The organism is Flavobacterium sp. CR10, from assembly GCF_055814415.1.
Map to the genome: position 1 here is coordinate 294,734 of NZ_CP185985.1, position 14,404 is coordinate 309,137.

Genomic DNA, 14,404 nt, shown 5'->3' on the forward strand with positions numbered 1-14,404 from the left:
TTTGGTTAGGGCAAGGCAAATGTATCGCAAAAAAATATAACTAATCTATTAATTTTCTGTTTCTTCGGGAATTTTTATTTGAACTGAAAGAAGGCATAATGCATATACAAATGCAGGGGCAGCTGTTCTCATTGCTGCGTGGTTAATAGTTAAGAGCCAGAAAAAATAAAATGAAAAAAAATATAAATGCTGCCTATTATTAATATATAGGATAAATGGAGTAATAAACAATATTAAAAATGCAAGGATTCCCATTAATCCATGTTCAGAAAAAAGTCTGGTTATTTCATTATGAGAAGCAATTGCTACTCCCAGTTGATCTGTTCTTTTCTCTTTACTAAGTCCAGCACCAACACCTAAAATAGGATTATCAAAAAAAAGTTCAATATCTGCATCCATTATTTGCTCCCTACCTCCTAATCTATCTTTCTTTTCCCTACCCAACGCGTCTTTATTTGCATATCTTTTCTCTATAAGACCTCGAGTTTGAAAAGAGCTATATACCCAAACACCAATTCCTAATGCTGTTGTTAAAATAAAAACTATGATAAATTTTCTTTTGCCTTTCGCATTTGAAAAATAATACAATAAAAACAAAAGGCAAAGAATCATTACTACACCTGTAATAATCCCTCCTCTAGAAAAGGTAACAATTCCTCGATAGCTTATAAAAATTAACAACCCTAAATTTATTAGCAATTCTAGCTTAGATTTTGAAAACAAGATTATTTGCGTAAAGAAAATAAACATTCCTAGTCCTAATATTGTAGAAACCTGATTTGGTCCAAAACCTCCCGAAGTTTCAAAATTTGATTGTGTTCCAGTTACTACATCTTGTATATTGGGGGTATATAAAAACAAATATGTAGTTGTAGTAATAATAGGAAATCCCATAACCAATAATAGCTTCTGAAGATCATCGTAACTAATTTTCCTACCAAACGCATATAGTGCGCAAATTGCCAAACAAACTGGTCCTGATAAATTAAAGAATAAAACTTTTTTTATATCTGTCCCTATACTTTCATAACTTGTGGTGATAAAGATAGAGGGAATCAGGAGAATCAAAAAAAAACAATAAATAAATGCATTTTTTGAAAAATTACTATACACAATGCCACAAAGCATAAAAAAAACAACACAAAACTTAGCATACTCATTATTAAAATTCCCTCCCGTCATCCGAAGAAAAACTTCAGCGCCTACTAAATAAGCACTAACAAAAAGTACTTCATTGTTTTTGTTTTTATTTTTAAAAATTATAATAGCCCCAATTAAAATAATTAATAAAGCATATAGTTTTGACAAAAATGGCATTACAAAGACTGCCAGAGCAATTATTACATGAATAAAGATCAAAAAACTATATGAAAGTGTTCTAATTTTCATCACAAACAGTTTTATATGCCGAAATTAATTTTTGAATAATGACTTTTTCAGAATAGTTTTTTCTAACTGAGTTATTAAATCTGTTTGCAAAGGATTGCCTAAGCCGTTCGTCTTCAGTTATTTTTTTTAATTTCTCAATCAATTCAAATTCAGATAAAGGGTCAAAAACAAATCCGTCTACACTATCTTTAATAATTTCGGAACAGTAACCTACATTTGTAGATATAACAGCCAAATTTGACAATGCATACTCTAAAAGTGTAACTGGAAATCCTTCTTCAGTTGAGGCTAAAACTCCAATTGAAGATTGAGATAAAATATATTTAATATCATTTTTTTCTCCATACAAATGTATGTGATTCTCTAAAGAATTTGCTACTATAAAGTTTTTTAATTTATCTGAATATAAATCCATATAATCTTTTCCAATCAAATGTAAGCTCCACCCAAACTCCTTGAGTTTTAGCTTTGCAAAAGCCCTCAAGATTAATATATGATTTTTCGGATTTTTTAAGTTAGCTAAAAACACTATTCTTTTACCGTCTGTTCCTCTCAACTTTGTAATCTCACATAACTCATTAAGGCTCAAACTGAAATTTGGCATAAATAATATTTTTTTACAAAACATATTATTTTTACTCCATTTCTTCAATTGGAGATTAACAACAAAAACAGAAGAAAAAAAGGCAGAACAAAATACTAAAACTCTATTCTGTTTTACAGATTCTTTAGCACGTGCCCCATAATGGTCATGCCATACAATTTTTACCCGCAAAAAGGTGATTTTGACTAAAGTGGCAATAAAAAATGAAGAACTATGAGCATGTATAATCTCGATTTTATTTTCTTTAATGTAATTCCTCAGCCTAAATATAGCAGACAAATCCATTAACTTTTTTCTATTTAAAAATAAATATGAAACTTTTTTATCTAATTGAGAAACTAACTGCCCTTCTTTTCTAGTTGCTATTAAACCCGAAAATTCAATTTCATTTGATAAAGAATTGGCATAATTAACTGCCATTCGTTCTGCACCTCCCGCTTCTAATGAATCTATTAACTGTAATACTCTCATTGAAGCAGTTCTTTTATTTGAGATTCGAAAAATTCTGTTGTATAATTCTGAGACCAATCAGAAGCTAATCTACTTTTTTCTAAAAATACTGCTCTATCTAAAAGTAACATTTGCAATTGATCGACATCCTCTTTAATGTTCATTTTTAATAATAATCCTCTTTTTCCGTAATCTATCATATAAGGAACACAGGAAACATTTGTTGCCAAGGGAACGCATCCCCAAAACATTCCTTCAGCAATCGTTTTAGGCCAGCCTTCGCTTTTAGATGGTAAAATAACCAAATGACTTTTTTGATAAGCTTTCTTAAGAACTTCTTTCGCTTGATTACCGTGTAAAAACACAAATTTATTTAGCCCATTCTGTAAAATATATTTCTCCAGACATTTTCTTTCAACACCTTCTCCATATAAATCCAGTGTCGTATCAATGCCTCTTTTATTAAGTTCTTCTACTAATTTAATAGCGTACAGGGGATTTTTTCCTTCAACTAAAGTTCCTGTAAATATGACTTTAACAGTAGCTGAAATGTCTTCTTTTACAAAAATTTCTTTTTCAACAACTGAATAACTTGCAGTAAAAAAAGGCAGTATATTTCTAGTTTGATTTTTCCACCTGCCATATACTAAGACCTTCATATTATGAGTTAAAAAGGTGTTTTTCAGAATCCATTTTTGCAAATTATATGTTACTGGCTGTTTGCTTTTAGGATCCCAGTTCCCTGCATACTTAGCCGTTTTATTTTTTGCAGGAAATAAAATCTGGATAAAACATGCTATTAATCCGACATTCCCCGGGCAACGCAAATGTATATGATCTGCTTCTTTCATTGCCCAAAACAATTTCCAAGATATTAAAGGTAACTTTAATATCGATTTTATACAGCTTCTTAAATTTGTAAAATTTATAGAGGGAATAGTTTTAAATTTTACATTAGAATGATTGTATGGCAGATCAATAGGCGTTAGATTTTCTTTTATAATAGGAGCAACAACTATTATTTGATTACTATGTTTTAGCCAAATATTCATTTCATGAACATAAGGTGCATAACCAAAATATTGATCCTTAACCTGAATGTGATTCACATGAGTAATAATAGCAAATTTCATTATAGAATTCTATAATTTATAAAAGGATTTAATGCATTGTAAAAGATACTATTTGATAATTTATCTTTTATTGCCATTTTTTCTTTTGGCATACAAATCCAATTCTTATTAGATTTTACTTTAAAATTAGATATATCAACTTCTTTCAATCCTAATTTATCAATATAAAATGGCTTATATTCTAATTCACCCAAAAACGCACTTAACTCTTTTATTGTAGTATTTCCTCGTTTTTCTAAGTAATTCTTGTTTACTTCCAAAATGAGAAATGGCCTATCTCTTTTGATAATATCAATACTACCTAAAAGCACATTATATTCGAATCCTTCTACATCAATTGCAAAAACAGCACTCTTTTTTTTGTTTAACAATTCAAAATTTAAGGTTGTAACTTCAAATTCCTGAAAGCCTTCTTTGGATATAGGATTTGCAATAAAACCTGATCCGGATTCATTTCCATTAGGCATTTTAAAAAAAGAATAACCAATTTCATGAGAAACCAATTTATTTATAATTGTTAACTCATTTAAATTATTTTCTTTTTTTATCACATAAACTGCATCGTAATTTGCGGGAACAGGTTCAAAAGCAATTACATCAACATTTTGTTTTTTTGCAATATCCGCAAAACAAATTGTCTCAGTACCTATATTCGCTCCTACTTCTACAATAGTTCCTTTGTAAGATTTTAAAATTTCATTGACAAGTATAACGTTTCTCCAATCAAAATATCCATGCACTCCAAATTTTAAAGCATGGAAATCATTAGTATTACCTATAAATTGACTTCCCGTTATAGCTTTTTTTCTAAAATTAATAGATAGAACCTCACCTTCCTTAAATGTCAAAATCTTATTTCTAACATATTGCGAAATTATTGGAGGGAGAAATTTGCAAACTATTTGTGCTTTAGCAAAATTATTCATCAATATTTGTCATTAAATTATCAAAATAATATAAGTCTCTTTTTATTGCGCCTGATGTCTCATAATTATTTTTAAAATGATTATAACCTTCTATTGCTAATTTATTTCTTACTTCAGGATTTAATAAAGCACTACTAATTTTTTCATGTAAATCATTAACTTGATTTGTTTCAAAAAGTAAACCTGTATTATTATCTCGAATTATTTCCTTAATACCTGTATTATTTGCTCCAATTATTAATGTTTTCATACTCATCGCTTCTATAACAGTATAACCAAATGCTTCAGAATGACTGGGAACAACCGCTAAATAAGAGCTTTTAAACATTTCTAAAACTTTGTTTCTTGACAAATTCCCTTTAAAATCTACAAATTCCTCCAACTTTAAATCCTTAACCAGTTTCTTTAAATTACTTTCTTCTTCTCCAGATCCAATGATTGTTAATTTTACATCTGCAAATTGATCGCAGATTTTGGAAAATGCTTTTATGAGAACTTCAACCCCTTTGGACTTATGCAACCTGCCGGCATATGTTATTACTTTTATATGCGCATCATTAACAGATTGAATATCTGAATAAAAATCTCTAATTGAGTTTGGCAAAACCATTATTTTAGAAATAGGAACATGAAATTTTTTATTAACATCGTCTTTTGTTGCATTAGAGTTTGTTACAAAATTAGTTGCTAACTTGTACAACAATCTCTTTCTAAAAACTAGTATGTTTTTCTGTTTGAACTGAGTGCTTAAAGTCCTGATCCAAGCGATCCTAGTTTTTACTCTGCATAAAAATCCAACAATCAAAAAAATATTTACCGATCCAAAAATAGATATTGTCATTAAAGGACGATATTCTTTGATGTTTCGGTAAAGAAAAACACCATCTATCCATTTCGTTGGACGTGTTGACGGCCAATATTTTATGACAACATCTTTCGGTACAGTAATTGCTTCGTTAATTTTAGTGTCAGAAAAAATAATTACCTGATATTTTTTATTTAGATTTTCGACCAACACCAAAAAATAATCCGATACAGAACCTGTTCCTAAGCTAAATGAGATAAAAATTGTTTTTTTCATTTGATATGACGTGGTTTATTAAATATAAGGGTAAAATAGCCGTTAAGCCTTCCTAATGCTTCAGTAAAAGCCTCAATTCTTTCATTATGACTTGTAATTACGTTGCTAAATCTAATTAGAATTAATAAAATTGTAATACTATTCCATTTAAGGCGATCTTTAAAATTAGGATTTGGGTTCTTAATGCGCCAAACATACCAACCATTTTGTACTACCATTTTACCATATCTAAATCTATTAGGCCTTCCAGAGGGATCATGAAAATGATATAATTTTGCCTTAGTATTAATTACATTTTTGCCAAATTGTAAAGCTCTTAAGCTAAAATCAGCATCTTCATACAAACCATAACCTTCAAAAAATTTTGAGAACTTAATTCTATCAAAAATATCCTTCCTAAATGACATTGACATTCCTATCAATAAATCTACCTCATAGACCCTACCGGTTAAAGGAAATCCACACGTTCTTCCATGAGAATATGCTGGCATTCTTCCTGGATCTACGTCAGAAGCAAGTCCAAGATAATTTCTTACAACATTTCTCAATCCTTCAGGATAAAAATATCCTTCAAATAAATAATATTTATTTTTGTTATACTCTCTATTAACTTCCTGAAACTTCCATTTATTTTGATTTAAAGATACACCTCCTACCCCTATTACATCAGATCTATCTTGAAATGTTTTAATTGTTTCGTAAAAATAATCTGACTCCAAAACCGTATCATCATCCAAAAAACAAACCACGTTTGTATCAATGTTCACTTTCGAGATTCCAAAATTGCGTTGTCTTGTTAACCCCCGATCTTCCTTAGAAACTAAAAAATACTTTAAATTCTTAAAATTATTTTTGTTTAGAGCTATTTTTGTTTCTTCATTTAATGACCCATCAATGATTAAAATTTCATCTGGATATTTACTTTGAATGTTTACTGAGTTCAGTAGTTTAACTAATGGCTCTGGACGCATATATGTACAAATAATCAGCGAAAATTTCATTTTTTAGCATTTAATTTATTAGCCCAATATTGGCTTTTCGACCATTGTTTCTTGTAACTCGAATAGTATCGTAATGGGTTTTTAATTTTTTGAACTTTATAGTATTTAAAGAATAAAACAGTTCGATAACCCTCAATCTGTTCTTGAGTAAAGTTTAAAATTTTATTTAGCATTACTGTCGGAGAAGGTTTTGGCTGAATTTTCTCATCTGCCCAAGCTAAAGTATGTTTTGTTCTAAAACCGCCTATTGGAGCCTTTAGATGAAAAATTTCTGGTTTTGGGGAATAAAGAATATCATGCCCTAAATTTCTTAATTGCATTCCAAAATCACTGTCTTCTCCATAACCAAATTCAAAACTCATGTTATAAGAAAGTGTTTTTATATTTTCCTTCTTTACAATACTACAGCCTGAACCAAAACTACCCCATTGAAATTTCTGTTTTATTTTTTTTTCCAGAGGGTAATCAGGATGATAGCAACCTAATGTGATTTGTTCGAACCCTTCTTTTTTAATTATCTCAAATGTTTTTTCCAGAAAATCAGATTTTATTCGAATATCATCATCTGCCATAAATATCCATTCGCTTTTGACTTCTTTCAAGGCCAAATTTCTTGCATTACATGCTCCAGTTTGATGCGTAAAAATATGTTTAATTTGAAATGGCCAATCTTCATTTAAAATATAGTCAAGTTCTGTGATGCTATCTTGAATAGGATTTTGCTCTACAATAACAATATTCACTGGCAGAAATGTTTGCAAGGAAAGATCTTTTAGAGTATCATATAAATATTTTTTTCGTCCAATTGTTGGGATAATTACATCTATCGTTCCTTTTTCAATTACTTTATTTTTAGATTCTGTTTTAATTTGATGGAATGTATTTTTTTTGAGATATCTTTTCTTGTAAAAAAAACACATTAAAAAAGGAAAAATAACTAATGTTCTTTTATAAACAAACAGATCTAAAAAAAGTAAAAAAATCCAACGTGTTTTATAATGTTGTTTTACAAATCTAAAAAGAAGGTTTTTGTTATTCTTATGCTCTGGAAAAATTTTAGGATAATCTTTTAGTAACTTTGGATCAGAATAGCATAAGAGTCCAAGAGGCATTCCTAATTTTGCTATTGAATTTAAAAAATAGTCAAAATTTGCATCTACCTTTATTTGATTTTTTAAAGTTAATAAAACAGATGCGTGGATTCCGCCAACATGACTACTCATCATCCAAGTTGGATAACTTACTTTTTTGTTTATTTTTAAAAAAGGTGACAATTCTACATAGCCAATATTATCAGAAATAAAATTATTGGGAGATAAGTTATACGAAGCCATTATCTTATCTTGATGAAAAATTCCCTTTAATTCCTTAATATTTATATAAGAGTCTAGTGAGATATGTGCCCAAATAATTAAATCTTGCGGAAATTTTTTTGCAATTTCTATTAGGCCTTCAGAGATACTTTTGTCTTCATAGAAAACATCTTTTTCTTTCACCCCAGCCTTTACTATTTTATTATTTTGATGATAAACAATTATCATTTTTTTAAATTTATAATTTTTTGGTAAAATTTGATATTTTCAAGCGCCAGTTTATTGATGTCAAATTTTTCTTCAACATGTACTCTCGCAGATCTACCAATTTTTTTAGCTAATAAGTTATCCCTCAAAACCTCTTTTATTCTTTCAGCATATAGGTCATGATCCGAGGGATGAACTAAAAAACCATTTTCTTTATCTATGATAAGTTCTTTAGACCAGCCAATATTACTATTTACAACTGCTTTTTGCATCGCCATAGATTCTATTGTTACCATTCCTAAAGTTTCTGCAAAAGTTGGAAACACACACACATTAGCTTTCTTGATATAATTCTGTATTTCGCTGTATGGAATTTTACCTAAATATTTGACGTTTTTCAAATCATCTTCTGTAAATAGGGTTTTCATTAATTCCCAAGTTGATTTTGAATTTGTTTTCAAATCAGGAGCATCGCCCCCTATTAAAAGTAATTTAGCATTCGGAAAAACCTTTCGTACTTTATTAAAAATTTCTGGCAGTTCTAAAACTCCTTTTTTTCTAATTAAAGTACCAGCATATAGAATCAGATCTTTTTCAAATATTTGAGATGTTTCGTTTTCAAAGTTCCTAAGATCCAAACCATAATGAATGGTCTTGATTTCTTTTCCTTTTATATTAAAAAGATTCTTGGAAACTTCTCCCGCAAATTTGGTCGGAGCTATAAATGCTTTTGCTCCATTAAGGGCGAGCTTTTCGAACCAAAAATTTTTAAGTTTTTGTTTTCTATTGTCCAAATGACAGAAATAAGCATCACTTCCATGAAAACGAATTATCAAAGGAATATTAAAATGCATCAAAGCTGTAATTCCAGTCCAATCTGGAGCTTCAATAATGTCAATTTTTTTTTCTAAAATAGTCTTATTGATAAATTTTTCTATTTTTTTTCTATTCCAGTAAAAATTAAAATATTTTCCTTTACTGTTGCTTAAACTATAAATTGTGGCATTTTCTTCTTCAACAACAAATTCTTCTTTTTGCCCATAAACAAAAACAGAAACTTGCACATTGGATTTTCTTAGTTCTTCGACTAAAGTAAAAACACTAGTTCCAATTCCTCCGTCATGTCCAAAAGCTTTATGAGGATAATGTGATAGTAAATAGCCAATGTGTAAATCTTCTTTCATTTTTTTGTTAGATTCAATTTTTTCTTAATACTTTTTTTCAATTGATTTTCGTTTCTCTTTAAAAATCTTTTAAAACTGAATTTATAGCCTCCAAAATTCAGAAATTTGCCTGCTGAAAATTGTATTAGAAGTTCATTTTCATTTGATTCTGATAAAATGCTTTTTTTTAAATAAATCTCCTTAGTATAATTTTCGTTTCTATTAGTCTGTTTTGGAAATGAAAAAATTTTGGAGAAAAAACCAAAATCCTTTTGTTTTAAAAACTCTTGAAAATTTAATGATTTTGATATTTTAAATATTTTAATTACACTATTAATCACCAAACTTAGATTTGATTTTTCAAGTTTCAACCAAGAAAAATAAATTAAAAGAGGAGGTATAAAATAATCCTTATTTACAGTATAAATGTTTTTTTGAGACTGAAAATCATTCTCGTTTAAAACAAATTCTGCATCAAAATAATTAGACAAATATATTTTTAATAATTCTTGATTTTTAGAAGAATTAATAGAAAACACCAAATTTGTCAGAGTGATTTTTTGATTCAAATGATTGTATTTCATCCAGCGTTCTGGATAATAATCTTTATCATTTAGTTCTTTACTTTTTTGTCCATCAAAATTTTTGAATGGCCTTATAACTTTTGAATCACTTTTTTCCCCAAGCCAAGCCGTCCACCAAGAAAAAGTAGAATTACTTATTATAAAATCATCACACATTGTTCCTAAACAAAGTTGTTCCATATCACTTAAACTATCCCCAAAAAAGACATTTTCTAGAAATGAGAAATGATATTTGCAATACTTTATATCATCACTCAAAATAATCAGGTTACAAGAATCCCAATTTGGAAAAAACTCAGCTAAACTATTCAAATAATAGTTAATTGGAAGCTGAAAATAATCTTTGTGATCCACAAAGTCCCCCCTTCTGATGGAAATTAAAATAGTATGCTTTTGAAAGGCTTTATTGTATAACTTTCTTACTTTTTCTTTCAAAGAATCTGAAAACTCAAAATAGTGTTTGGTTAACTCTGTGTCAAAATATTTTTCTGTTTGAAGCCAACCAGTTACGTCATAATTTTCATTTCCAAAATTCCATTCATAATGATGGTATTCTTTTTCTTCACTATTTACAAAATTGGATAAATCGGATGATAAAAGAGGTAATTTATTTTTAAAAGAACTTTGATATTTCCAAGGTAAGAAAGAGAATTCACATCCATTTTTAGTAGCTAATCCAATTGTAGCCGCTATCTGAAAAAGCTGATTCCCTAAATTTCCCTTCTTTCCTATTTTACTAAATGTTATCATTTATTAAAATTTAAAACTCTTTTTATCTCTTAAAAAAATCTTTAATAATTCTTTCTGTAAACAATCTTGCTCCTTCATCCGTCATATGCCCACATGAAGAAAAGTATCTATTTTCAATAACTGTATTTTCGTAATTGTGAATTTCTGGATATGCTTTTTTTACTTTATCAAAATAATTCATGCCTACTACGTTTTCACACATTGGTGTCATAACAGCAATAAAATTAATATTGTTCTTTTTACAGATACTTTTAATCTCTTCGTAGTATCTATTGTGTGCCAGTGGGTTTAAATTGACAATATTATTTTTCATATTGCCTTTTTTATGTTTTTCTAACGGATAATATCCTAAATTATCTAAGGCATTGTTTTTTTCTTTTGAAACTATTTTATAAATTTCTCGAAAACCAATTTTAGAATCAAATTTCAAATACCTATAAAAAGGGATATAATACAATTGATTAAAATTTTCTTCTGTCGAAAAATGATCTTTTATAACTTCTGAACGATGAATATAGGGTAAAAACTTTGTCGCCACCCCTTCAGATTCTTGATCGTTCGAAAGATTTAAATCTGCTTCTAAAATAATATTTTTGATTTCGTATTTTCTTTCAATCATTAATTTCAACATTAATGAAGCTTCAAACAAATGTCCGCCACTCATTCCATAATTGAATGTTTTTAACCCTTTGTCTTCAAACATTTGGGATACAAAATGATTATTAGCTCTTGATGAACCTAAAATTACCACATCATACTTTTTTGCTTTAGAATTAAAAACGGTTTCAATTTTGCCACGGTTTCTTGACTGCATAAAAACATAAGTATACAATCCGTCTAAGATAACAGCAATCGAAACTGTTAAAATAAAAATTCCTAATATATATAATAAAAACCTTTTCATTAAAATTGAAAATAAATAAACTCTTTATAATCTGAGTAAGTTCCGAAAGCAATAATAGCCATAATAGCTAAAGCCATTTTTAGCATGCTTCTTTTTCCGGAAATTGGTTCAACTTTGGTTTTATTATTCCATTCCACTAAAACAAATACGCCAATCATCAATAATAATTCATAATTGTACCGTTCGTTATCTAAATACTGAGCGCTAAACTCTCCATTAGTAAATATTTTTTTTAGATATAAAAAAGCATCAGTGATTGTTTTTGCTCTGAAAAATACCCAAGCCACACAAGTCAGCAAAAAAGTGGTCAAAACATTAAAAAGCACTTTTACGGAATCTAAATTCCATTTTAAAGTAATAGAATCCATATTGTTTCTATTGCTATTGGACAATAATAAAGGAAGGAAATAAACAGCATTTATAAATCCCCAAACAATATATGTCCAGTTGGCACCATGCCAAAATCCGCTAACAATAAAGATGATAAAAGTATTTCTGATTTTCATCCAAAGTCCTCCTTTGCTTCCTCCTAATGGAATATATAAATAATCTCGAAACCAAGAAGAAAGTGAGATATGCCAACGACGCCAAAACTCTGCAATGTCTCTTGAAAAGTACGGATAATTAAAGTTTCTTAATAACTCTAAACCAAATAATTTAGAAACGCCAAGTGCGATGTCTGAATATCCTGAGAAATCTCCATAAATCTGAAACGCAAAATAAATTGCCCCTAGAATCAATGAAAAAGAATTCATTGAAGGATAATGATCAAAAATAGCGTTTGCATAAACGGCACAGGTATCGGCAATAACTACTTTTTTAACTAAGCCCCAAACAATTTGATAAACTCCTTCTTTTGCTTTTTCTAGATTAAATTCGCGTTTTTCTTTTAACTCAGGCAATAAATGTGTTGCTCTTTCTATTGGTCCCGCAACTAAAAGTGGAAAGTAGCTTACAAATAAAGAATAATCTATAAAATTATATTCTGCTTTTATTCTTTTATAGTAAATATCAATTACATACGATAATCCGTGGAAAGTGTAAAATGAAATCCCTACCGGTAAAATTACATTCAATAGCATTGGACTTACCTTAAAGCCAAAAGAAGTAAACATTTCTGCAAATGAAGCTGCAAAGAAGTTATAGTATTTAAAAATTCCTAAAAATCCTAAATTCACCAAGATACTAAGCCAAAACCAAAATTTTCGTCCCTTTTCTGAATTGCTTTTCTCAATTTGAATTCCTGTGAAATAATCTAAAAATGTAGAAAAAACTAACAGAAATAAAAATCTCCAATCCCAGCAAGAATAAAAATAATAACTGGCAACAATCAACAAAGCATTTTGTGTGCTTTTCGTTCTATTGAAGACAAACCAGTACAGAAAAAAAACAATTGGCAAAAATATAGCAAAAGCCAAAGAGTTAAAAAACATAAATGTTTACTTTTTTAAAATACTATTTAAACTTTCCCAGATTTTTTCAGATGCTTTAGTAGGATTTGGTCCAACAATAATCTCGAACCATTTTTTACTCTCTTCCACACTTGATTTTTTTCCGTCAATAATGTCTTTAATAATAGATGTCAAATCTTTCTTATCCTTCACCCACAAAGCAGCTTCTTCAGAAGGTTTTGATCTAAAATGAATATATTTATAATTTTGCCCAATATCTCGTATTCCTTTTTTTAATTGCGGTTGTTCATAATCAAAAAAGAGACAAGATTTATCGTGTGCAGAAAAATCAAATACCATAGAAGAAGCAATATTACCAACAAATTCTGTATATTCACAAATATTTGCCTGCAATGCAAAATCTTCTTTTGTCGGCATAATTTCGTTCCAACTTTGTCCTACTGGGCTCCAAAGCGGATCTATGTTTACAATCACATCTTGATATTTTCTTAAGACCTCATCATAACGATCTGTAAAATCTACTGGGCACTTTCGGTAAATGATTCCTAAAGAATATCCGTTTTGGTTTAATTCTCTAACTGATAATGCTAAATCTTCTAAATAGCATTGATCTAAAGGAGATGTAACTATGTCATCACCAGAGTAACAAATGTATTTTTTGTTAAAGTCTAGATTATGTGAATTATAAAATTCTTCTTTAGATTTTAAAAGCGTCTTGTCAAAATGACTTTCAAACTGAGGTGTTCCCGTTACAAAAACCTGGTTTTCTTTTACATAAGGGCAATACATTAGAACCTCTTTTTTCATGTGTTCGCTCCACACAAAATAGTAATCTGTTTCTACCAGAGTTGTAGCTTTAGGGAGATTATCCCAAGAAAAAATAAAAGTTCCTGTTGGAATTCCCAAATCCTGTGCTGCCAAAATAGAAGCAATAGCTTGAGTAGGGCGTTGGTTGGTACAAAAAACAAAGTCTGGCTTATGCTCTTCTAATTGTTTTCTACTTTCTTTATATTTACTCGTAGCACGCTCTCCTTTCTTTATCTGATTTCTAACATAATGGATTCCTTTTTCATTAGAACCAAAAGTTGTTAAAACATCAACCATTAAACTTTTAGCAAAATTACTGGCTCCTTTATACGATTGCGGAAAATTATAGGTATTGTAAACTACTTCTTTAAACTTCTTATCAAAGAAATTTAATTCCATTCTTTTACGCGCACGGCTATAAACTGTCGTTAACGGATGTAATGTTTTTTCTTGAATTTTTAATTCTTCAAACCCTAATTTCTCCTTAATAGAAAATGGAGTGTTGTTCCAATAAGTAATATCGAAATTATTTTTTTCTCCTATTTCTTTAAAAGAAGTCAAAGCAAAATTTCGAAGTCCAGCACCATCAGGCAAAAAAATAAATATGTTTTTTTTCATTTATAATTTAAATAGAATCTAACAAGAAAATTTTTATATCTTCATTTTTAGCCTCTGTTATA

At 29.1% G+C, this 14,404-nt stretch carries 12 protein-coding genes; all 12 read right to left on the reverse strand.

The window, feature by feature from the left end; all coding sequences use genetic code 11:
* Window positions 1–48: 48 nt before the first annotated feature.
* Genes ACNRYB_RS01390 through ACNRYB_RS01445 form a run of 12 tightly spaced genes read right to left on the reverse strand, consistent with a single transcriptional unit; the run spans window position 49 to window position 14,342 of the window.
* The gene (locus ACNRYB_RS01390; RefSeq protein ID WP_473729033.1) at window positions 49–1,389 is read right to left on the reverse strand and encodes an O-antigen ligase family protein; all 1,341 of its coding nucleotides are present in this window, start codon (window positions 1,387–1,389) and stop codon (window positions 49–51) included.
* A complete protein-coding gene (locus tag ACNRYB_RS01395; protein WP_473729034.1) occupies window positions 1,379–2,464 on the reverse strand; it encodes a glycosyltransferase in 1,086 nt (361 codons plus the stop codon). The genes ACNRYB_RS01390 and ACNRYB_RS01395 overlap by 11 nt, the downstream gene beginning before the upstream one ends.
* The gene (locus ACNRYB_RS01400; RefSeq protein WP_473729035.1) at window positions 2,461–3,576 is read right to left on the reverse strand and encodes a glycosyltransferase; all 1,116 of its coding nucleotides are present in this window, start codon (window positions 3,574–3,576) and stop codon (window positions 2,461–2,463) included. The genes ACNRYB_RS01395 and ACNRYB_RS01400 overlap by 4 nt, the downstream gene beginning before the upstream one ends.
* Complete coding sequence (locus tag ACNRYB_RS01405) at window positions 3,576–4,502, reverse strand: FkbM family methyltransferase (RefSeq protein WP_473729036.1); 927 nt, start codon at window positions 4,500–4,502, stop codon at window positions 3,576–3,578. Before ACNRYB_RS01405 ends, ACNRYB_RS01400 begins: the two co-directional genes overlap by 1 nt.
* Window positions 4,495–5,583, reverse strand: coding sequence for a glycosyltransferase family 4 protein (locus tag ACNRYB_RS01410; protein ID WP_473729037.1), 1,089 nt, complete (start codon window positions 5,581–5,583; stop codon window positions 4,495–4,497). The genes ACNRYB_RS01405 and ACNRYB_RS01410 overlap by 8 nt, the downstream gene beginning before the upstream one ends.
* The gene (locus ACNRYB_RS01415; RefSeq protein ID WP_473729038.1) at window positions 5,580–6,584 is read right to left on the reverse strand and encodes a glycosyltransferase family 2 protein; all 1,005 of its coding nucleotides are present in this window, start codon (window positions 6,582–6,584) and stop codon (window positions 5,580–5,582) included. Before ACNRYB_RS01415 ends, ACNRYB_RS01410 begins: the two co-directional genes overlap by 4 nt.
* Window positions 6,581–8,125 carry a glycosyltransferase family 2 protein gene (locus ACNRYB_RS01420; RefSeq protein ID WP_473729039.1) on the reverse strand — a complete coding sequence of 515 codons (1,545 nt, stop codon included), beginning with the start codon at window positions 8,123–8,125 and terminating at the stop codon, window positions 6,581–6,583. The genes ACNRYB_RS01415 and ACNRYB_RS01420 overlap by 4 nt, the downstream gene beginning before the upstream one ends.
* Window positions 8,122–9,288 carry a glycosyltransferase family 4 protein gene (locus ACNRYB_RS01425; RefSeq protein WP_473729040.1) on the reverse strand — a complete coding sequence of 389 codons (1,167 nt, stop codon included), beginning with the start codon at window positions 9,286–9,288 and terminating at the stop codon, window positions 8,122–8,124. Before ACNRYB_RS01425 ends, ACNRYB_RS01420 begins: the two co-directional genes overlap by 4 nt.
* A complete protein-coding gene (locus ACNRYB_RS01430) occupies window positions 9,285–10,601 on the reverse strand; it encodes an alpha-1,2-fucosyltransferase (protein WP_473729041.1) in 1,317 nt (438 codons plus the stop codon). Before ACNRYB_RS01430 ends, ACNRYB_RS01425 begins: the two co-directional genes overlap by 4 nt.
* A gap of 22 nt (window positions 10,602–10,623) precedes the next feature.
* Complete coding sequence (locus tag ACNRYB_RS01435) at window positions 10,624–11,505, reverse strand: hypothetical protein (protein ID WP_473729042.1); 882 nt, start codon at window positions 11,503–11,505, stop codon at window positions 10,624–10,626.
* A complete protein-coding gene (locus ACNRYB_RS01440) occupies window positions 11,505–12,938 on the reverse strand; it encodes an MBOAT family O-acyltransferase (RefSeq protein ID WP_473729043.1) in 1,434 nt (477 codons plus the stop codon). Before ACNRYB_RS01440 ends, ACNRYB_RS01435 begins: the two co-directional genes overlap by 1 nt.
* Window positions 12,939–12,944: 6 nt before the next feature.
* A complete protein-coding gene (locus ACNRYB_RS01445) occupies window positions 12,945–14,342 on the reverse strand; it encodes a glycosyltransferase family protein (protein ID WP_473729044.1) in 1,398 nt (465 codons plus the stop codon).
* Window positions 14,343–14,404: the final 62 nt, after the last annotated feature.

Bases quoted from the DNA above. Each gene is read 5' to 3' on its own strand.
- ACNRYB_RS01435 (WP_473729042.1), bottom strand. From the start codon at position 11,505: ATGAAAAGGTTTTTATTATATATATTAGGAATTTTTATTTTAACAGTT.
- ACNRYB_RS01440 (WP_473729043.1), bottom strand. From the start codon at position 12,938: ATGTTTTTTAACTCTTTGGCTTTTGCTATATTTTTGCCAATTGTTTTT.
- ACNRYB_RS01405 (WP_473729036.1), bottom strand. From the start codon at position 4,502: ATGAATAATTTTGCTAAAGCACAAATAGTTTGCAAATTTCTCCCTCCA.
- ACNRYB_RS01430 (WP_473729041.1), bottom strand. From the start codon at position 10,601: ATGATAACATTTAGTAAAATAGGAAAGAAGGGAAATTTAGGGAATCAG.
- ACNRYB_RS01395 (WP_473729034.1), bottom strand. From the start codon at position 2,464: ATGAGAGTATTACAGTTAATAGATTCATTAGAAGCGGGAGGTGCAGAA.
- ACNRYB_RS01400 (WP_473729035.1), bottom strand. From the start codon at position 3,576: ATGAAATTTGCTATTATTACTCATGTGAATCACATTCAGGTTAAGGAT.
- ACNRYB_RS01390 (WP_473729033.1), bottom strand. From the start codon at position 1,389: ATGAAAATTAGAACACTTTCATATAGTTTTTTGATCTTTATTCATGTA.
- ACNRYB_RS01415 (WP_473729038.1), bottom strand. From the start codon at position 6,584: ATGAAATTTTCGCTGATTATTTGTACATATATGCGTCCAGAGCCATTA.
- ACNRYB_RS01410 (WP_473729037.1), bottom strand. From the start codon at position 5,583: ATGAAAAAAACAATTTTTATCTCATTTAGCTTAGGAACAGGTTCTGTA.
- ACNRYB_RS01425 (WP_473729040.1), bottom strand. From the start codon at position 9,288: ATGAAAGAAGATTTACACATTGGCTATTTACTATCACATTATCCTCAT.
- ACNRYB_RS01420 (WP_473729039.1), bottom strand. From the start codon at position 8,125: ATGATAATTGTTTATCATCAAAATAATAAAATAGTAAAGGCTGGGGTG.
- ACNRYB_RS01445 (WP_473729044.1), bottom strand. From the start codon at position 14,342: ATGAAAAAAAACATATTTATTTTTTTGCCTGATGGTGCTGGACTTCGA.